General features: G+C 64.7%; 13 protein-coding genes. 6 read left to right on the top strand and 7 right to left on the bottom strand.

Annotated elements, in window-relative coordinates; translation table 11 throughout:
• Nucleotides 1-46: 46 nt before the first annotated feature.
• The 7 genes from GQ464_RS11605 to GQ464_RS11575 all read right to left on the bottom strand — a co-directional run bounded on the left by GQ464_RS11605 (nt 47) and on the right by GQ464_RS11575 (nt 14294).
• Nucleotides 47-2278, bottom strand: coding sequence for a heparinase II/III domain-containing protein (locus tag GQ464_RS11605; RefSeq protein WP_166976762.1), 2232 nt, complete (start codon nt 2276-2278; stop codon nt 47-49).
• 270 nt (nt 2279-2548) lie between these two features.
• Entirely contained in the window at nt 2549-4867 is a 2319-nt protein-coding gene (locus GQ464_RS11600; RefSeq protein ID WP_166976763.1) for a chondroitinase-B domain-containing protein, read from the bottom strand.
• Nucleotides 4867-6624, bottom strand: a complete 1758-nt coding sequence (locus GQ464_RS11595; protein ID WP_166976764.1) for a chondroitinase-B domain-containing protein — start codon at nt 6622-6624, stop codon at nt 4867-4869. Before GQ464_RS11595 ends, GQ464_RS11600 begins: the two co-directional genes overlap by 1 nt.
• Nucleotides 6625-6637: 13 nt before the next feature.
• The gene (locus tag GQ464_RS11590) at nt 6638-7897 is read right to left on the bottom strand and encodes a hypothetical protein (protein WP_166976765.1); all 1260 of its coding nucleotides are present in this window, start codon (nt 7895-7897) and stop codon (nt 6638-6640) included.
• 175 nt (nt 7898-8072) lie between these two features.
• Nucleotides 8073-9113 (bottom strand): PorV/PorQ family protein, encoded by a 1041-nt coding sequence (locus tag GQ464_RS11585; protein WP_166976766.1) that lies wholly within the window; start codon nt 9111-9113, stop codon nt 8073-8075.
• A 30-nt stretch (nt 9114-9143) separates the two neighbouring features.
• Entirely contained in the window at nt 9144-11426 is a 2283-nt protein-coding gene (locus tag GQ464_RS11580; RefSeq protein WP_166976767.1) for a T9SS type A sorting domain-containing protein, read from the bottom strand.
• A 30-nt stretch (nt 11427-11456) separates the two neighbouring features.
• A complete protein-coding gene (locus GQ464_RS11575) occupies nt 11457-14294 on the bottom strand; it encodes a TonB-dependent receptor (protein ID WP_166976768.1) in 2838 nt (945 codons plus the stop codon).
• A 207-nt stretch (nt 14295-14501) separates the two neighbouring features.
• Between GQ464_RS11575 and GQ464_RS11570 the strand changes: the two genes are divergently transcribed.
• The 6 genes from GQ464_RS11570 to GQ464_RS11545 all read left to right on the top strand — a co-directional run bounded on the left by GQ464_RS11570 (nt 14502) and on the right by GQ464_RS11545 (nt 20835).
• A complete protein-coding gene (locus GQ464_RS11570; RefSeq protein ID WP_166976769.1) occupies nt 14502-15035 on the top strand; it encodes a DinB family protein in 534 nt (177 codons plus the stop codon).
• 342 nt (nt 15036-15377) lie between these two features.
• Nucleotides 15378-16256 (top strand): ParA family protein, encoded by an 879-nt coding sequence (locus GQ464_RS11565; RefSeq protein WP_166976770.1) that lies wholly within the window; start codon nt 15378-15380, stop codon nt 16254-16256.
• A gap of 61 nt (nt 16257-16317) precedes the next feature.
• Nucleotides 16318-17271 carry a ParB/RepB/Spo0J family partition protein gene (locus GQ464_RS11560; RefSeq protein ID WP_166976771.1) on the top strand — a complete coding sequence of 318 codons (954 nt, stop codon included), beginning with the start codon at nt 16318-16320 and terminating at the stop codon, nt 17269-17271.
• A gap of 163 nt (nt 17272-17434) precedes the next feature.
• The gene (locus tag GQ464_RS11555) at nt 17435-17998 is read left to right on the top strand and encodes a DUF5683 domain-containing protein (protein ID WP_228350231.1); all 564 of its coding nucleotides are present in this window, start codon (nt 17435-17437) and stop codon (nt 17996-17998) included.
• Between the two features lie 374 nt (nt 17999-18372).
• Nucleotides 18373-19662, top strand: a complete 1290-nt coding sequence (locus GQ464_RS11550; RefSeq protein ID WP_166976773.1) for an aminotransferase class I/II-fold pyridoxal phosphate-dependent enzyme — start codon at nt 18373-18375, stop codon at nt 19660-19662.
• Nucleotides 19663-19698: 36 nt separating this feature from the next.
• Nucleotides 19699-20835 carry a hypothetical protein gene (locus tag GQ464_RS11545; RefSeq protein ID WP_166976774.1) on the top strand — a complete coding sequence of 379 codons (1137 nt, stop codon included), beginning with the start codon at nt 19699-19701 and terminating at the stop codon, nt 20833-20835.
• Nucleotides 20836-20910 lie beyond the last annotated feature (75 nt).

The following is a 20910-nucleotide window of genomic DNA, read 5'->3' as shown; positions in this document are numbered from 1 at the left end:
CCAGCCCGTCACGGCACCCGCCGGGGGCTGGATTCACACACCGGGGTTATTCCGTACCGTCGCGGACGGGGCGCATCTCGGCGTTGCCCGTCCAGGTGTAGGTTTTTCCACCGAAGTGGGCCGTGTGCGGGCCATCGCCCGCCGGCCCGTTGTTGACGAAAACCTGCCAGCGACGCCCGTCCTGTGCCTCGATCTCGACGACGCTCGCCGTCGCGTCGAAGCCGAGCACGCGCACGGCCGCGATGTAGGGCCGGGCGTTGCTACTCTGCTCGCTGGCCTCGCTGAAGTAACCGTGCGGCTCGATGACGCTGGCAAAGAGGTGATCGGCGGCACGGCGGCGCAGGAGCAGGAGCGGCTCGCTTCGCAGGTTGAAATGGGGGTCGTGGGCCCCCGTCCGGCCCATCAACACCTCGGTTCCGGGGGCCGCGGCCGTGGTGAGGGTGTAGTAACGCTGGCCGTCGAGCCAGGAGAACTGGACGACCGCATCGGGGCGCGCCCGGGCGGTTTCCCAGATGTGCTGGTAGCCCGCGTCCTCGCCCAGGGGCCGGAGCACGTCCGTATGGCCGGCCAGGTCGAACGACGTGGCCATCGGGATGCCGTCGTAGTGGATCGGGTAGTCGTACTGGTGCTCGGCGTCGCTTTCGAGGCGGAAGAGGTCGATCAGCAGCGGGTAGTCGAATGCTTCGTCCTCGACGAGCAGCACCGTCCGCTGCATGTCCACGCCAGTGTAGTACCCCCGCGCATAGGCACTCATGCTCTGCACGCCGTCGGAAGGATCTCCGTCGAAGAAGTGGCGGTCGGCGTGCATCGCATCGGCCGCCTTGCGGTCGCCGTCGTTCTGCGAGCGGCCATCCACGACGACCGTGTTGTGGGCGATCGTCTGCTTGGCCCAGGTGTCATTCTCGGGAAGGTAGCGTCCGCCGTACTTGGGTTCGACGTTGACGAACCGGGCAAAGCCATAGTCGTCGAGCACGTCGCGGCGCTGATCGTAGAAGAGGATCGAGAGCTTGTCGAAGTGGCCGTGCCCCAGGCCGTGAACGCCGTATTTCATGAGCGCCACGGTCTGGTCCTTTCCCCGCCCGACGCGGAGGATCCCGAGGCCACCGCCTTCGCCATCGGCCCCATCCCGAAACTCGACGCTCGGCCACGTCATCTCGGGGACCTCGTCGGCCGCCTCGTAGGCCCGGGCCACCGCCAGGCCGGCCCCGTTGAGCACGACGGCGTTCTGGAACCCGGCCACCCCGAGCAAAACGGGGTCGGGACCGTAGCGTTCGAAGACGAGGTCGGTGGCCAGCACGACACCCGGCGCGGCGACGTTCATGCTCAGGCTGGCGTCGTTGAGGGCCGGGAAGGTACCATCGGGCAGGGCCGTCTGAACCGTCGCATAGAGCGCCTTGCGAAGGATGCCGTCGCGGTAGCCGTAGATGTTGCGTTCCGGCTCGTAGCGCTGGATGGCCTCGGCGAAATAGAAGAACGGCCAGATGGCATAGCGGGCGTAGTAGGGGCCCTCCATGTAGTAGCCGTCGGGCGAGAAGAGCAGGTCGAGCTGGCGCATGAAGCCGGCCTCGCCACGCTTGTCCGTCCCGTAGAGCGCCTGCTCGACCCATTCCGGCTCCCCGAGGACGTAACCGGCCATCCCGACGGCGGCGACCGTCCAGGTGCCGTGGTTGTGGATCCGGTTCATCGAGTACGCCCCTTCGTTCATGAACCACGACACCATCGGGTAGAACACGTTGGCCTCGATCGTGGCCCGTTCGTCGGGCGTGAGCGCGTCGTAGACGCAGTCATACCCGATGATAGTGTGAACGAGCCAGACGTTCTCGTTGAGGAGCTGATGGAAAAGTTTGCCGGGCACCTGGTTCTCGCTCAGCGGGTGCGGCTCGAGGGCCGGGTACATCTCGGCGTACTGGAGGAGCATGTCCCGCACGAAGGCGGCATACCGCCGGTCGCCGGTGATCTGGTACAGCAGGCCGGCGTGGTACATCTCGCGGTAGTTCTGCTTGTGCCGCTCGTGCGCGTAGCCGCCGGCCTCACCGGGCGGGGGCGTCTCGATGGGCGCCGCCAGGGCCGCCTCCACCATCTCCGTCGCCGCCTCGAGCGTCGCATCGAGGAGCGTATAATGCCCGCGTGCCTCCCGGATGGCGGCGGCCTCCGAGGCCGTAATGAACACCTTCGGGTGTTGCTCCTGCGCGCGTACCGGCATCACCAGCACCAGCAACAGCACGACACCCCACATCCGGGCGGAGAAAAGGACGGTCATGGCAACGGAGACCGGCATAGACCTGGAAAAAGCGCTGACGGCGACAATATAGGAAATTTGTAACATGTCATACAAGTACAGTCGGGCACCCACTTCATTTTCTTCCCACACCCGGGGGCCTCCGGCGCATACTCACCGGCTCCCGCGCCGGGCTGATCGCACAGCTAGGCCTGCAGTCGGGTTCGGACGGGACCCGCGCAGGCGGCGTCGAGGGCCGGAGACGAGGCCGGTTGCTTTACAGCACGCATGGTCCAGCTCGTCACGAAAAGGTCGCTCCTGACCATCATCCTAGTACATCAATTTCAGGGGCAGATTCTGCTCTACCACGATGGCGCCCGAGTTCTCGAGCACATTGCCGGCGTGCGTGTTGTTCTTCGCCCCCCACAGGCGCGTCACGATCCGGACGGGATTGTCCCGAAACACGTTGTCCTCGATGCGAACGTTTATAATGCCATACGTATTGATCAATATGCCGCTTTCATCCCGGCTGCCACTACGGGTAAACGTGCTGCCCTTTACGATCAGATTTCCTCCCACGGTAGACTCGTCGTAGCCACCGCGATAATAGTTCACCACGTTCCTGCCGACCCGCTCGAAGCGGCTATCGAGGAGGTAGACGTTCTCCGCGTTGTACTCCCCTCGGTCATCATCCTCGGCGGAAAGATCCAGCCCATTGGTGCAATCCCGGATCACCGTGGATTCGAACGTTATGAACTCGGCGAAGGAGTGCTTGTAGGCTTTGAGCACATAATCGAAGCCGGATATCTCTGAATCCTCTACCCTCAGGTTATACAGCCTGGACATGCCTTCTTTAAGGGGGGCAAAGGCGTAATTCTCGCCATGCCCCTGCAACACCACCCCGCGCAGGACGAGATGCCCGCCGGGATGCAGCTCAAAGGCCGGGGTGCCGGCCGCCCCGCGATATACGATGCGTGCTCGGGCCGAAGAATCCGCGGACTGGATGACGATCGTTCTGTCGATCCGGATGGGCGTGTCGATCTCGTAGCGCCCGGACGCGAGTTCGATCACGTCGCCGTCGGCGGCACGGACCACGGCCTGCACCAGGTCTGCGGGCTGGCTCACCCGGTGAACCCCGGGCTCCTGCGTACCGGCCGGCGCAGGATCATACCACGCGGGACCATACCGGGCCGGGTCCAGGATGTTCGGCGGCTCGGGCATCGTCCCGTTGGTGGCGCCCACAGCGTTTTTTTCGCCCCGGGGGTTGCCAAACAGATCCCGATCGATCCGTTCGAACTCGAAGCCGTGGTACACCTCGACGTCGCTCAGATCGGAAGCAGGCACCCAGATGTTTTTTTCCAGCTCGACCATCGAGAAATCATGTTCTGGAAGTCCATCCACCCCCCGGAAGGGCACGCCCTGGTTGTTGATGAGGTTGTTCCGGAACGTGATGCCGTCGATCGAATCGTAGCGGACGATGGGCATCGGGTCCCCTTCCGCATTGTAGATGAGGTTGTTGGCGAACAGCGTGCGGATGGGCGTCTCCGATCGGATCTCGGAGGGCGGCAGCACGTCCCGCTGATCCACGTTCGACCCGACGCCGAACTGCCAGGGCGAGATGGTATTGACCCAGGTGTTGTGGGCCACCACGACGTCCGTCACCTGAAAATACCGGTTTACGGCCGAGCGCGGGATCCCGTTCATCACGGCCAGGGGCGCTCTGAATTCTTTGCCGCGCAGGCCGTAGAAGTAGTTGTTGAACACCCAGTGGCCCGTTCCGATGAGCCGGATGCCCCCGATGTGCGGCGACGCGCCATCTCCGATGAAGTAGTTGCCCGCCACGACGGCATAGTTTCCATGCCGGGTGACCAGCGAGCCTTCACTCAAATAGAAAACATTGTTTCGGAATTCGTTGAAGTTGGATTTGCTCGAAATAACCTCCACTTCTCCATTGCACCGTTCGAACAGGTTGTTCTCCACCAGGGTATGGCTCGGCGTCATGGAGGTACCGCTATCCCCGATCTGGATGGTTTCCGCACTCGGTCCTCCCCGGGGCGGTCTTGGCCCGAAATGGTTGTTGTTGATCCGGTGATAATTGTAGATGCTCGGGTTTCCATCCAGGTCCACCCGGATCGTCGGCCCACGGTTGGATTTGCCGGCCAGATAGCAATGATCGAGCTGATTGTGCCGCCCCTTGAACAGGACCCAGAGATCCTGCAGGTTGCGCTGTGGTTTGTTGAAATCCTTGATGACGCAGTTGGTCACCCGGCTGTGGTTGGCCAGCGTATCCTCGTTGATGAAAAACTGGATGACGGCGCCGGACGGTGAGGCACCGCTGGTAAAATACAGGCCGTCCACCACCAGGTATTCGCCCCCCAGTTTCAGATCCGACTGTCCCTGGATGACCACCTGGCCGGGCGTTTCGGCACGCAGGATGATGGGCCGGTCTTCCGTGCCGTATCCGACGAAGCGGATCCGAACGTCGCGCCACGCGCCATTCGCCATGACGATCTCCGTCCCCGGTGTGGCCTCCGCGATGGCCCGGTTCAGCTCCCCGGCGCTGGAAACCAGCACCCTCGCAGGGGCGGCCGGATACCGACACCCGGCCAGGGTGACGAACAGGGCGATCAGCCAGACAGCGTATCTCATTACCGGGACGTTCGCAGGATCGTGATGAGGCGGTAGTCAGCCCGACCGTTGGTTTCCAGCACCAGCACGTAGGTGCCCGTCGGCAGCTGCCGGCCGTCCAGCGCGACTTCATGGAGGCCCGGCGCCAGCGCCTGGTCGAGCAGGCGAAGCACCTCGCGCCCGGCGATGTCGTAGAGGCGCAGGCGGGCGTGCGCGGCCTGCTCCAGGGTGAAGGACACCGTCGTCGTGCTGTCGAACGGGTTGGGGAAGCTGGGAGCCAGCCGGGACGGGCGGGGCTCCCACGGCGCCTCGACGGCGACGGCCACCCGCCACGCCGGCCCGACGTCGGCGGGGGTCAGGGGCGTGTAGAGCACCGGGGCGTCCGCGTGCTCGTCGGCCCCGGCATCCGGTGCCCGGGCGTCGCGGGGCTGGCCGTCCATGTCGGCTTCCGGCGCGAACGCCGGGTCGGCGGCATCCAGCACCGGACTCGCAGGCCCGGGGCGATACAGCCCGTCGGCTCCCTGCTCCAGCCCGGGATCGGCGAACGTGAACCCCTGCGGCAGCGCGTCCGGGCGGCCGTAGACGATGTTCCCCGCCCACGTCGTCTCTCCGACGGGTGCCAGCTCAATCTCGAGGACGGACGCGGTGGGGTAGGTCTGCACTACGTTGTTGACGACCGTGATGTCCTCGGGCGGCAACGACTGATCGGCGCTGGCGCCCACGCCGATCACGAACGTCTTCTCGGTGTTGACGAACGTGTTGTGCGCCACGACGGCCCGCTTGACCTGGAAGTAGCGGTTCAGCGGGGAATCGGGCACGCCCTGCACCATCGAGAGGGCAGCATAGTAGCCCGTGCCCCGCAGGTCCTGGAAATAGTTGTTGACGACGCGGTGGTCCTCTCCGATGATGCGCACCCCGCCCGTGCCCGCGATGCCCTCACCGAAGAAGAAGTTGCCCTCGACCAGGCAGCCGTTCCCGTGGCGCAGCGTGAGCGTGCCCCGCGCCCGGCGGAAGGTATTGCCCCGGTAGACGTTGCCGCCCGATTTGTTCGATATGATCTCGATCTCGCCGTTCGTCTCGGTGAACAGATTGCGCTCGACGACGACGTTGGCCTTCTGCATCGAGCGGGCGCTCGTGCCGATCCGGATCGTCTCGGCCCCGTTGTCGCCGAACTCGGGCCGGGGGCCGAAGTGGTTGTGGTCGATCCGGTGCTCCGGCGGCGCGTCGTCGGGCGGGTCGCGGAGCCAGACCACGAGGAGGGCGCCTTCGTTGGTCTTGCCGGCAAAGTAGCAATGATCCACCCGGTTGAAGCGGCCGTACACGGATACCCATTTGTACTCGGTGCGCGTGCTCGGCGGGTTGTAATCGACGACGGTGCAGTTGGTCAGCCGGCTGTGGTTGGCCAGGTCGCCCGACGAGCGGCGGAACTCGATGACCGGAACGCCGTCAGGGAGCGCGCCCCCCTCGAAGCGGAGGCCGTCCACCTTGAGGTAGTCGCCGGCAATCTGAAGGCGGGAAGTGCCGGTGAGGAGCACCTCGCCGGGGGTTTCGGCCCGCAGCGTGATGGTATCCCCCGGCGCGCCATCCGTGTCGAAGGTGATCACGAGGTCGGTCCAGGTACCGTTGGCCAGGGTGATGAAGTCACCCGGGCGGGCGCTCCGGATGGCCGCCTCCAGCGCGGCCGGCGTCGTGACGTAATGGTCGGTCTGTGCCCATGCCGTTCCAGTCGTCAGGATCAGGAGCAGGGCGAGCGGGCTGAAACGAAGCGGAGAAGCCATCAACGGAACCTGATCAGAAGCGGTACGAGGTTTCGAAGAGAACGGTGTGAGTCGTCCGACGGTTGTCGTTCTCGTTTGAGATCCAGAGATCCTCGTAGCGGAGACGCGAGAATTCGTAGGTGAGGTCGAGCCCGATACGGCCCAGCGACAGCCCGAGCCCGGCGGCATAGACGGAGGCCTTCGCCGGATCGTCGAGGAAGGCGGCGCCGGCCGGAGCGAAGCCCCGCGGTTCGCTGTGGTAGCCACCCCGGAGGGCCAGCCCCTCCCGCGCCTGAAACTCGGCGCCGAGGTGGAGCGCCGAACCGTCGACCCACGGGGAGAACGGGCTGCCGCCCTCCGGGACGTACTCGGCGGCACCGGTGCGGCGAAGGTCGTACCCGGCGACGAGTCGCCAGCGGGCGGAAGGATAGAGGGCAAAACCGAAGGTGACCTGCGTGGGCATGCGCAGCTCGTCGGTGCCGCTTCCGCTCCGGGCTCCCGCCTGCGTCCACGTCCGTTTCAGCGTAAAGCCGGGCCGGAGGGCGATGCCGACGGCGAACTGATCCATGTCGAGCCGGCCGGAGAGCACCGCCCGCACGCCGCTGTAGTCCGATGAGCCGGTGGTGATTTCTTCCCCGATGGGGGAAGGGACCAGGGAGAAGTCATTGTTGTAGCGGAGCGTGAGCAGGCCGCGGCCGAGCCGGTGCTCCCGGTCGTCGGACGTGCCCGTCAGGATGGTGACGGCCACGCCGAGCAAGAACGGGCCCCGGCGCGCCGCCAGGGCCGGCGTGATGCCGTAGAGCGCCCCTTCCCGTTCCCGGCTGAACTGGAACCAGTCGACGAGGAGGGAATCGCCATCCTGCACGCGCGGGATCGGAGCCGGCCGGAGCTGCCCGATGTTCGGGTCGAGGGCATTGTTGTTCTGGTAGTAGTGATCGAGCGAGGCGACCTGCGCGAAGCCCAGCCCGGCCGTAAACGTGAAGCCGGCCACCCGGCCCGGAAGCGGCAACGCGACGGCCCCGAGCACCGGCCGCACCGCGCTCCGGTCATACGCCCAGTCCGGCCGGATCGTGTCGAAGGCCCGGGTGGGGTGCACGGCCTCCGGATCGTTCTCGAAGAGGAGGCTGAGTTCGGCATAGACCCGGTTGGGAATCCACCGCTGCCGCTGCTCCCGGTGCGTCGCGGTGAAGCCGCCGCCGAGCCGGATTTCGGGGCCGGCGAGCCGGCCGAGGGCGGCCGGGTCAGCGAAGAGCGCCGTGGCGTCGCGGGCGTCGCCGACGAGAAAACCGCCCATGGCGCGGGCACGAGCTCCCGGCGTGGCTGCCTGATCCAGTCCCTGAAACGAGAGGGGGTTCGCTACGTCCTGTGCAACGGCCGAGACGGCGAAAAGGGCTACGATCGCCGCGGCACCGACGAGTCTGCAAGCAAAGAAGGGGAAAGTCATCGCAGGAAAAGATGCTGGACGTGTGTTACTTCAACCGGGCACTCAGGGTAAGGCGATGGGCCACGCCGAGATCAACACTCATCCCGGAATAGGAGTAGTCAAACGAGAAGTCCGAGGAACCGAGGGCAAGACGGATACCCCCTCCGAACGTCCAGTTCTCGGTGTCGTAGTTGAGTTTCCGGCCGGCCCGGAGGGTGAGCACCTCCGCAAAGGCATACTCCAGCCCGAGATGCATCTGCTGGTCGTAGTCGTTGGGTTGATGGAGGTCGTAGACCACGGTGAGGCGCTGGCCCGCATGGGGCTGGAGCAGCGCCCCCGGCCCGATCAGGTTGGCCGCAACACCGAGCCGGAACGTCAGCGGGGCTGCGAAACTCTCCTCGACAAAGGCCACCTCCGCCCCGAAGTTCTGCACGGCGGCACCCAGCTGAAGCGAGCGGAACCCGGTGTCATACTGAAGCCCGAAGTCGAAAAGCAGGACACCGGCGCCGGTGTTGTATACCGCCCCGCTTTGAGGGTCGGTGAAGGTAGTATTCCCGTTGTAGAGCGACTCATAGACGTACTTGCCGGTGAGCCCGATGCGGAACTGATCGTTGAGGGCGCGCCCGTAGGAGAGCCCGAACGCCCAGGCCTGTGGGCTGAAGGTGTTGCCCGTAAGGCCGGGGTTGAAGGTTCCGTCCGCGTTGAACCCCAGCAGGTCCGTCCGCGTCTCGACGAGGTCCCCGTAGTCGACATACTGGATCTGAAGCCCCAGGCGGCCGAAGTCCCCCAGTGCGAAGGCCAGGCCGGCCGAGGAGATGCGGGTGTCGACGAGGTAGGGAATGTGCGTGCCCGTCACCTCGATCCCGTCGGTGAGAGCCAGGCCGGCCGGGTTCCAGAAGAGCGCCTCGGCCCCCCGGGCGAGGGCCGCATACGCGTCCCCCATGGCCGTAGCCCGGGCAACCGGCATCACTTTCAAAAACTGGAAGGAGGTCGTCCCCACTTTCTGGGCTGCCGCCGACGGGGCAACCCATCCGATCAGGAGCGCTGCCACGACTCCGAGGAGCCGGCAGGACGCTTCCGTGCGCATGCGATGCAACATAACCTGACCCTGCCCTGATTAACGGATGATGGCGAATTTGCCACGCGCCATCTCGCCCGAAGGGGTCGTGACGACGTAGAAATAGACCCCCGAGGCGAGGCGCTGGTTGTTGCGCGTGACCTGGAGATAAGCCGTCGAGTACGTGGGGTCGTCGTGCTCGATGGTCTCCACGAGCTGCCCCGCGAAGGAATAGATCTTGATCGTGGCCCGTGCCGGCAGGCCGTAGAAGCCGAGCCGGAGCTGGCTTTCCACCGCCCCGCCGAAACCCGAGCGAACCACGAACGGGTTGGGGACGACGTAGACCTCGCGCAATTCATCGGCCGGGCCGAGTTGCGTCTCGTACCGCGTGAGGTTGGTCCGCCCGCTCGTACGCCCTGCCTCGTCGACGCTGAGCACGGAGTAGTAGTACGTCTCGCCCACACGCGGCTCCGGGTCGCGAACGAAGTAGTACCCCTCGGGCACGAAGGAGATGTCCCCGTTGTTGATGAAGTCCGGATCACCCGGCGTCACCCTGGCCAGCAGTTGCCAGGGACCGACGGGGTGCCGGGCCCGATAGACGGCATAGTGATCGAGCCGGCCCTGCAGCCGCTCGTGCTCGAAGCTCTCCACCTGGGGCCCCCAGAAGATCACGTTCTGGGCGCGCTCGTCGCTGGCCACCTCGATGGCGGGCGCCGGCACGGGGATCGGAAGCCGGTAGACCCCCGTCGGAGGGAAGGATTCGATGGCATAGGGTGGTCCCTCGGCGCTGCCGGTGTAGGCCTCTTTTGCCTTGTCGGCCACGTCACGGACCGTCACCACGTCGGAGTTGACGTAATCCGGGAGGCCGTATTCGGAGAGATACGTGTTACCGTATTCATACTGGAAGCCGTAGGGATACGTCGGGGGAAAAGCCGTGCCGCCGTAGCGAATGACCTCGGCGTAGTTCGGAACGGGATAGAAGGCGCGCTCGCTCGCCTCGCCGCAATCCTCGCCGCACGAGCCCCCGAAATCCACCAGTCCCGCCTCCGTTTCCTCCCGGGTGGCGGCGCCGTACCCGATGACCTCGGCATAGGCGAAGCGGAGCCTGTCACCGATGCGGAGGGTGTAGGGACCGAACGTGAAGAAGCGACCCACGGCTTTACGTGTCTGGCGGTGGTTGAACCGGCCTCGCCCGACCCAGTACTCCTGGTACCACCGGTATATGGCGGAGGTGGTATCCCCGGCCGGAGGCTCGACCGAACCGCCACGGTAGGGCGGGTTCTTCCGGGGATCGACGACGAGCTGCTGTTCTATCTTCGACTGCCGGAGGTTGCTCGTCTCCAGCCGGACCATCCACGGCTGGATGATTTTGGGCCCGCCGCCGTACTGCGTCGTCCACACGATGGCCGAGTCCTCAACGGCCACGTCGGCGTGCGTCTCGTCCGGGGTGGCGAGATGCTCCATGTCGTAGTAGAGCATCATGAAGCCGGGCGCACCGGGGGCGTTGAGGCCGCCGCCGTTCTCCCCGCTCGCACCCCACGCGTCGCGGTAGACCGGATCGGGCAGGCCGTTCATGTGAAGGTTGTAAGCAAGCCAGCGCGTGGGGTCGAAACGCGCGCGCTGGTCGTTTCGCTCGTAGTCCGTATACAGCCAGCGGTTGTACTCCCGCTGGTAACCGAACATGTTGCCGGCAAAGCCATACACAAAGCTGACGAGGACATCGGTGAGCGGTGCCTCCGTGTCCGGGATGAGGTCGCCGTCGCGGTCGCCGGTGTACTCGAGCTCGTACTCGTAGATGATGAAGTCGTCGTAGTCCGGGTAGCTCCAGGCCCGTGTGGTCCGGGTGACGAGGACGCCCAGGGAGGTGCCCCAGGTCGAGACGATGATTTCCTCGGCTTCGTCGGGGTTGTAGTCCGGATTCAGTTCGCCGTTGTCCAGCACGGGATAGTTTTCGGTGCGAAAGACGCCGTAGGGAAAGACCCACCGGCCGGCGACCTGCTCCGGCGTGCTGGAGCCCACCCCCCCGGCGAAGGCGAACATGCGCTGGGTGGTGTCGGCGGCTTCGCCCGAGATGTTCATCCCCCCGCCGATGATGTAGTGTTTCCCGTCGAAGGAGATGTCATCGACGACGGTGGCCGAATAGCCGGGCCATTCCATGAGCGGGACGTTCGTATCGTTGCCCGCCTGTCCCTGGTGATAGGCCCGGCCGATCTCGCCGGTATTGTAGATGGTCTCGTGAAGCATCCCCCGCCGGTGCACCTCGTACTGGCGGAGCTGGGCCGTTGCCTCGGGGGCAGCCCCGAGCAGGATCACGCCGAGAGAAAAGAAGAGAACAAGCCGCATCGTTGTACCGGGCTGAACAGGTTAGCACCTTCAGAAGTCGAGATTGACACCGACGTAGAAGGAACGGGGCAGGTTGTCATAGATCCGCCACTCCTGATTGGCGGTGAAGCTGCCGTTGGGCGGGATGATCAACTCGATCGGTTCGTCGGCATCGCCTTCGTAGGAACGAATCAGGAGCGGATCGCCGAAGACGTAGTTGTAGTCGTAGTGGCGGTTGTTGAAGAGGTTGATCACTTCTGCAAAGAGGACGAGGTCTGCCCCCCCGACGAGTCCCTCGAACCGCCGGTTGATCTTGAGGTCTGTCTGGTATTCGGCCGGGCTGCGGCGGTTGGCCAGAAGCACCCCTTCCAGCCCCGTACCTTCGCCGGCATACGTGTAGGGACGCCCGCTCAGCATGCGGCTTTTCACACTGAGGTTGAGCCCTCCGAGCGGGTTGAAGCCTGCGATCTCGAAACCGAAGTTCGAGGGCGTGCTCAGGGTAAGCTGGACGAGCAGGTTGTGGGTCCGGTCGAAATCGAGCAGCACGTCGTTGAGGTTGAGCGCCCCCCCGGAGACGTCAACCTCACCGCTTTCGAGGAGCGTGAACGTCGGCGGGGCATCGAAGGCCGAGGACGTCTTGCCGGTAGCAATGCTGTAGTGGTAGCGGACGAAACCGCGCACCGGACCCGAGCGCCGCACGAGGGAAACCCGGAACCCGCGGATATCGGCATAGTCCCGGTTGACGAACGTCTCATACGGGAGCCCTTCCCTCAGACGGAAAAAAGCAAGCTGAACGAGGTTTTTCACGTCCTTGTAATAGCCCGAGACGTCCAGCGTGAAGCCCGCAGGCAGGGCCTGTGCCACGCCCACTTCGTACATCTTCGTTTCCTCGGGCTTGAGCCGGGGATTGCCGAAACGAATGATGGCGTTCGAATTGGAGCGCTGGATGCGGGAGGCCAGCGTCCGCTCGAACGAGGGACGTTGCAGGAAGGCCCCGTAGTTGAGATGGAAAACGGTGCCGACGAACACCGGAAAGGAGGCACCGAAACGCGGCTGCAACCGCACGACCCACGGTGTCCGGTCTCTGGCAGCCAGGTCGGGACTCAGGTAGGCGTTGTCCCCGACCGGGGGCTTCTTCGGGTCGAAGTTCGGGTTGAGGTAGGGGGCAAACTGGTTCGTGTAATACTCGGTGTTCTGGTTGTAGGCATCGAGGCGCAACCCGATGCTCGCGATGATCCCGCTGTACTCGAGCTTGTCCTGTACGAAGAGCGAGAGATCCACGGGATTGACGTGGAAGCGCTCGTCCTGGGCGTCCGACGGGCTGGAGAGGTTCCGGCGGTTTCGGACGTTGATGTCATACAGGCGGGCCTGCAGGCCGGCTTTGACCAGGTGGTTATTCGTGACCTGGCTGTTATAGGCGGCGTCCAGGGCCCACGTCCACGTCCTTTCGTTGAGGAAGTCATTCTCCATATACCCCACCCGGAACTGGTCGGGCGGGTTGAAGTAGCGCCAGACCCCCGCATCGGCCGCGTCTTCCCGATAGCGGTTCGGGTCGAGGACGGTCGCGCCCTGCCTGGTGTGGGTTCGCAGGGCGGTCAGATTCGCCTCGTAAAACGTGCGGTCGGAGACGGCATAAGAGAAACGGGTGCCGAGAGCGAAGGTCCTTTCCTGTACCGGAGCCAGGCCGATGGCCCGGTCCCAGAGCCAGTTCCAGAAGCTGCTGCTCGCCTGAAGCTCCTCGGCATAGCTGTAGGCCCCGGCCAGGCGCAGGCTCGTCCCCCCTCCCAGGCCGAAGGTGACGTTGCCCAGCAGTTGTTGCGACTCGAGCGGGCGGTCGTACGGAAACACCGGCCAGGTGCTTTCGAACCGGGTGGCGAGAAACGTCCTGGCCCAGGAGGTGAGCGGACCTCCGAGCGCCACCTGCACGTCGCTGTCGATCCCCTGACCGTAGGTGCTGTTGAGTTCCTCCCGCGCCTGACGCCAGAGTTCGTAGGCAATCCGGGCAGCCTGCACGGAGTCCGCCCCGTAAATGTTGCCGAAGCCGTATCCGATGAAATTGTAGTACTCGCCTTCGCCGCTGTCGCCCGCCCATTCTTCAACGCTGTCAAAGGCCTGTATGTAGGCGTGGGCATCGGCATCAAAGACGCCCGGCCCGAAATGCTTCCGGCCCGGGGCGCGGAGGCGGACCGACGCTTCCCCTTCCCACCGGTGGGCGTTCCCCTCGCGCAGCGCGATGTTGACGACGCCGCTCTGCGCATTGCCGTACTCGGCCGGAAATCCGCCCGTGATCACTTCAACCTCTTCGATCCCCATAGCCGACGGCTGAAAAGCCCGGCTGTTGTTAATGGGATTGATGATGTTGATCCCGTTGAGCAGATAGATCTCCTCGCCCGTCCGGCCACCCCGGAAGTGCCCGTCGGTGACGTCCACGGTAAGGTCGAGGACGTCGGCAAGGTCGTAGACCCCCGGCGAGACGGTCACTTCGTCGAGCTGTATGATCTCGCTCGAGGCGATGCGCTCGGGGTCGATGACGGGCCGCTCTGCACTCACGATGACCTCCTCGCCCAGCTCCACGGTCGCCACGGCAAGGGTGAAATCCAGTTCCGTCGTCCGCCCCGTGTTGACCTCCACCCCGGTCTTGGTTACCGGTTGATACCCCAGAAAAGAAGCCGTGACCGCATACTCGCCCGGTGGCACGTTCAAGATGACATAGTAGCCATCTATGTCTGTCGCACTTCCCCTGAGGGTACCCTCCAGGACGACGTTGACACCGGGCAGGGGATCTCCCGTGTCGGCGTCACGCACGTATCCGGCGATCTTACCCGTTTGGGCATGGACAGGCGCAACCGCTCCAAGGAGCAGCAAGAGCAGCAAGACGGGCCACTTCATGATGGTGATGCGACGATGGGAATCCGGGAAAAGGGCTTTCACGTGCAATATAAAAATAAGTAACATGTCATACAAGTGGAATCTGAAATGCCCTGCCCGGAAAAAGCCAGGTTGGGCCAATAACGACAGCCGGCTTTGATCCCGGCGGCCCATCGGTTACCTTGTGCGCTCGAAGGCACCGTTCCTCACACCAATCCCCTGCCTCCCATGAAACCGCTCGCGCTGCTGACCCTGCTGCTGGTGCTCCTGCCGCCAGCCCGCCTCCATGCCCAGGAAGCCACCCCTCCGGAAAACCCCGTCATCACCTCCCTCAAGGGCCTGCACGACATCACCGTCACCAACCTCCTGAAGACGGCCGAGATGCTCGACGAGAAGATGTACGCCTACCGGCCCACCGACGAAGTGCGGACCGCCGGACAGATCCTGGCCCACGTGGCCAACGCCCAGTTCTTTTTCTGCGCCACGGCAGCCGGGGAAGCCAACCCCAACACCCGGAACTACGAGGAGACGGCCACCACCCGCGACGCGATCCTCGCCGCGCTGAAGGATGGCTTCGACTACTGCACGGGCGTCTACGCCAGGCTGACCGACGCCGAGGGCAGCCAGATGCGGGACCTGTTCGGGCGCAAGATGGCGGCCTCGGCCATCCTGGCCTTCAACGCCGCGCACAACTACGAGCACTACGGCAACCTGGTCACCTATATGCGCCTCAACGGGATCGTGCCGCCCTCGTCGATGTAAACCAGCCGCACGGCGACCGGGCCGTCCGCGTCAGGGATCCGTTGCACGCGGCCGAGAGCGGGTGACCTGCCCGGGCCAGCCCTTTCCCGCGCGATAACGCACATCAGACAGGGACGTCTCGCCGGCGCCGCTCGCCGAAGGCCCGTCTCCCCACGAGCCGCTCCGGACGGAGCGGCTCGTGTCGCTTTCCGGATTTTCACCGGATCATACTGGCTTGGCCGCCGGTTTCTTTATACATTGCGGTATTTGTGCAGCCTGCGTCGGAGCTACACTGCGAAACCCTCCTCCAAGCGCCGCGCTTCCTTCGAAGCCCAGCCCACACATCGAACCCCGGACGATCGAATGGGAAAGGTCATAGCAGTTGCGAATCAGAAAGGCGGTGTCGGAAAGACCACGACGTCGGTAAACCTGGCCTCCTCGCTGGCGGCCACCGAGCATCCGACCCTCCTGCTCGACTTCGACCCCCAGGCCAACTGTACCTCGGGCATTGGCATCGATCCCCGCACCGTAACGGCTTCCACCTACGAGGTGCTCATCGGCGACACGACCATCGAGGACGCCATCCGCCCCACCGAGATGCCGTTCCTGGATGTGGTGCCCAGCCACATCAACCTGGTCGGTGCCGAGATCGAGATGATCGACGTGCTCGAACGCGAGCGGATCCTCAAGAACGCGCTGGTCCGCACCCGGCGGAAGTACGACTTCGTCGTGATCGACTGCCCGCCGTCGCTCGGCCTGTTGACGCTCAACGCACTGACAGCCGCCAACTCGGTCCTGATTCCGGTGCAGGCCGAATACTTCGCGCTGGAGGGACTGGGACAGTTGCTCAACACCATCAAAATCGTCCGGCAGCACCTGAACCCCGAACTGGAACTCGAAGGCGTGCTGCTGACCATGTTCGACACGCGGCTGCGGCTTTCGAACCAGGTCGCCAGCGAGGTGCGTCGCTACTTCGGCGACAAGGTGTTCAAGACCATCGTACAACGCAACGTCCGGCTCTCGGAGGCTCCCAGCTTCGGCAAACCCGTGTTGCTCTACGACGCCACCTCCATCGGCGCGCGCAACTACATCGCGCTCGCCCGCGAGATTCTGAAGAACAACCAGCGCTACCTTCAACATTACGAGGAAATCAAGGAAGAAGCCTCCGGGCAGGGCGTGCGCCACAACGGCCGCGACGGGTCGTACGCATCGTCCACCCCGGCCAACGGGTTCGCGCTGTAGTGCCTCACCGTGAGGACCGACGTCGCCCCATTTTTTTCATCGTCTCGACAAAACATCGTCTATGGGTTCCAGAAAAGCTGCGCTCGGTAGAGGCCTGAACGCCCTGCTGCCTTCTACACAGGCCGAAGAGGCGCCCAACGTGCAGGAAGGGGGGGAACTGCCCAAAAGCCGTCTCTACAATTTCGAGGACCGGTATCGCTACCTGGGCCGGGTGGCCGACATCGAGATCGACCACATCCGCCCCAACCCCTACCAGCCGCGAAAGGATTTCGACGAAACCGCGCTCAACGAGCTGGCCGATTCGATCGCACAGCTGGGCATCATCCAGCCGATCACCGTGCGGGCGATGGGCAACGGACGGTTCGAAGTCATCTCCGGGGAACGCCGCCTGCGGGCCGCCCGCCGCGCCGGGCTCAAGCGCATCCCGGCCTACGTCCGCGAGGCGGACACCGAAGCCATGCTGGAGATGGCCCTGGTGGAAAACGTCCAGCGGGAGGAACTCAACCCCATCGAGGTCGCCCTGGGCTACCAGCGCCTGATCGAAGAGTGCAACCTGACGCAGGAACAGGTGGCGCAGAAGGTGTCGAAGAACCGCTCGACGGTGGCCAACTTCCTGCGCCTGCTGAAGCTGCCCCCCCCGGTGCAGGCCGCCCTGCGCGACAACTCGATCACGGTGGGCCATGCCCGCGCCCTCGTCAATGTCGAAGACGAGGCGGTGCAGCGGCGCCTGCTCAACGCCGTGCTCGAACAGGGCCTGTCGGTGCGCGAGGTCGAAGAGCGCGTGCGGGCCTGGCACCAGTCGCAGGCACGGGAGGCCGGCGGCAGCCCGCCCAGGCCGCCCGAACCGGCACCGCCGGACCGCGACGCCCTGCAGCTGCAGGCCCTCACCGACCGGCTGCGCAAACACCTCAGCACCCAGGTGCAAATCAAACGGGGCAGCAAGGGCGGCCGCATCGAGATCGCCTTCTACTCGGACGAAGACCTGGAACGCCTGGTCGAGCTGCTCCTCCCCTAGCCGCCCGGAGGCCTGTCCAACCCGCAGCGTCCGGGCCTTCCGGTCATCAACCCCCCGCATGATGTGCCGTGCTTCGATGCCGGCGGGCTGCTCCGAGGAAAGCCGGCGTACGAACCGGCGTGCGCCCCGGCGGTCTCCGGCGTGGGCAATCCTCGCCGCCGTGATGCTGCTGGTGCCGGCGCTCACCGCCCGGCCCGCCCGCGCCCAGGCCCTCGCAGACACGAGCGCCACCCCGGAATCCCACTCGCCGCGCGGGGCCCTCTGGCGCGCCGCCGTCCTGCCGGGCTGGGGCCAGATCTATAACCGGCAATACTACAAGCTCCCCATCGTCTACGGCGGCCTCGGCTTCCTCACCTGGACCGCCCTCAACCTGCACGACGAATATATCCTCTACCGGCAGGCCTTTCAGTACAAGGCCTTTCAGGAACTGGTCGAAAGCGGCCAGCTCGACGAAAACCCCCGGGCCGAGTTCGAGGACGCCTACAACCGGCTCGCCGCCCGCTTCGGGCCCATCTCTTCGGCCCCCCTGCGGGCACGGCGGGACAACCTGCGCCGCAACCGGGATCTGACCATCCTGGCCCTCGGCCTGGCCTACGGCCTGCAGATCCTCGACGCCTACGTCAGCGCCCACCTCTTCGACTTCGACGTCGGCGAAGACCTGACGCTTCGCCTGCACCCCGCCGTGCAACCCGCCGGCATGACCGCCACCCTGCGCGTAACCTTCTGAACCCTTTTATCGTGAACCTTCTGCGCGAAAAGCTTCTCCCCCAAACACCGGGGAACAAACATTTTGCAGCCCGCATTTCACGCTGCCTTACGCCGCCGCGCCTGCCCGCCCCTTCCCCCGGACAGGCGCGGTTTCATTGCCAAATTATTGCATTGACGACACAGAAACTAATTATTTTAGCACAATAAGCGCCAACATGATTCTTTTTTTAACACCTGTCCATCGCAAACTGTTTTTTTTGACGTGATTTGCCGGGTCTGCACATATAATATCCGGAGAAGCCGTATATTCAGCGGGTTAACCTTTTCGTTACCCCGGCTCCTGTGGTCGTTGTCCTGGTTTACCGTTTCGTCCCATTTTCGTGAGGCAAGCCGATGACGCCTGAAGGCTATCGCAAGCCAGACACCGCTGCGGAGGAAGTCTCGCCTCCCGTCAAGCCCGCCCCGTCCCTGTTCGACAAGTGCTATCGCTTCTTCGAGCCGACCGAGCTGTACGCCCAGGTCAAGGCGGCGGACCTGTATCCCTACTTCCGCGCCATCGAGCGGAACGACGGCACGCGCGCCATCATCAACGGGCGGGAAGTCATCATGGCCGGCTCGAACAACTACCTGGGCCTGCTCTCCGACCCGCGCGTGAAGGAGGCGGCCCAGCGGGCCATCGAGCAATACGGGACCGGGTGTACCGGCAGCCGCTTTCTCAACGGCACGCTCGACCTGCACCTCGAGCTCGAAGCGCGTCTGGCCCGGTTCATGGGGCGCGAAGCCGCCGTGCTCTTCTCCACCGGCTACATGACGAACCAGGGCGTCATCCAGGCCATCGCCGGCAAGGGAGACATCATCTTCTCGGACAAGGACAACCATGCCTGCATCGTCGCCGGCACCCAGGTGAGCCTGGCCGAGACCTGGCGCTACCGCCACAACGACCTCAAGCACCTGCGCATGCTCCTCGAAAAGGCGCAGCGCCAGCGGCCCGAGGCCGGTAAACTCATCGTCACCGACGGCGTCTTCTCGATGAGCGGCACGCTGGCCCGGGTGCCGGAGTTGCTGGCGCTGGCCGAAGAGTTCGGTGCGGCCCTCATGCTCGACGATGCCCACGCCGTCGGCGTGGTCGGCCCCGGCGGACGCGGCAGCGCCGCCCACTTCGGCCTCGAACAGGAGGTCCACCTGACCACCGGCACCTTCTCGAAGAGCTTCGCCTCCCTCGGCGGCTTCGTCACCGGAGACCGCGAAGTAATCGAATACATCCGTCACAACAGCTCGGCCCATATCTTCAGCGCTTCGATGCCGCCGGCCAACGTGGCCACCGTGCTCAAATGCCTCGACATCCTGGAGGCCGAGCCGTGGCGCGTCCGGCGCCTGTGGGAAATCTCGGACTACATGCGCGAAGGCTTCCGCCGGCTCGGCTTCAACGTGTGGACGAGCCAGACGCCGATCATCCCCGTCGTCGTGGGCGACCTGAAGACGTGCTTCCGCTTCTGGAAAGACCTGCTCGAAGAGGGCGTCTTCGTCAACGCCGTGGTGCCGCCGGCCGTGCCGCAGGGCCAGTCGCTCATGCGTACCTCCTACATGGCCACCCACACGGACGAAGAGCTCGACTTCATCCTCGAAGCCTTCCAGCGCGTCGGCCGCAAGCACGGCGTCATCCCGTCCAACGGCGCCTTCTGAACCGGTCCGCTCGCTCCCCCCCGGCTCCGGTTGCGTATGACGACCCCCTTCTCCGTCCGTCCCGTCCACACCCGGCGCGACCGCAAGCGCTTCATCGACTTCCCGTACACGTTTTATCGGGGCGACCGGTACTGGGTCCCCCCGCTCCGGATGGACGTGGCCAAAACGCTCCATCCCAGAAAAAACCCTTTTTTTGAGCACGGGAAGATGCAGCTTTTCCTGGCCGAAGACGCCGGCGGGCAGGTCCTCGGCCGCATCGCCGCCATCGTCAACGGCATGCACCTGAAGAAATACGCCGATGGCAACGGATTCTTCGGCTTCTTTGAGTGCGTGGAACGGTACGAGGTCGCCGAGGCCCTCTTCGACGCCGCCGAAGCCTGGCTCCGGGCACAGGGGATGACCGGCGTGCGCGGCCCCGCCAACCCGTCGCTCAACGACACCGCCGGCCTGCTCGTGCGCGGCTTCGACCGCCGGCCCTCAATCCTGATGCCCTACAACCCGCCCTACTACGTCGACTACCTCGAACGTTACGGCTTCAGCCGGGCCATGACCATGTGGGCCTACTATGCCCACCAGAAGTTCGTCCGGACGGACAAGCTGGAGCGCGGCGTGGCCCTCGTGCGACGGCGCAACCCCACCATCACGCTGCGCACGCTGGACATGTCGCGCTTCGACGAAGACGCCCACGCCGTGCTCGACATCTACAACGACGCCTGGTCCGACAACTGGGGCCACGTGCCGATGACCGAGCGCGAGTTCGCCCGCCTGGCCAGGGACCTGAAGCAGATCGTCGACCCGGAACTGGTCTACCTCCTCGAAGACGACGGCGAGCCGATCGCCTTCGTCGTCTCGCTGCCGAACCTGAACGAGGCCCTGGTCAACCTGCCGGACGGCCGTCTTTTCCCCACCGGGCTGCTCAAGCTGCTGGCCTACGACTGGCTTCACGCCTTCAAGGAGATCCGTATGCCGCTCATGGGAGTGCGTAAGAAATACCAGGGGCGCGGGCTCGATGCCCTGCTGATCCATGAAACCGTCGTCCGCGGGCAACGACGGGGCTACGTGGCCTGCGAGATGAGCTGGGTGCTGGACACCAACCGGGTGCTCATCAACGCCCTCGAAGCCCTCGGCGGCGTCGTGGACAAGGAGTACGCGATGTACGAGAAGGCGCTCTGATGTAGTGCGTATTTCGTAGTCCGTATTTCGTAGAACTCGATCTTTACCCACCACGCACTACACACTACGCACTAC

Source organism: Rhodocaloribacter litoris (assembly GCF_011682235.2).
Lineage (GTDB): Bacteria > Bacteroidota > Rhodothermia > Rhodothermales > ISCAR-4553 > Rhodocaloribacter > Rhodocaloribacter litoris.
Note: the sequence above shows the minus strand (reverse complement) of the source record. Positions and strands in the feature narration are given on the sequence as shown.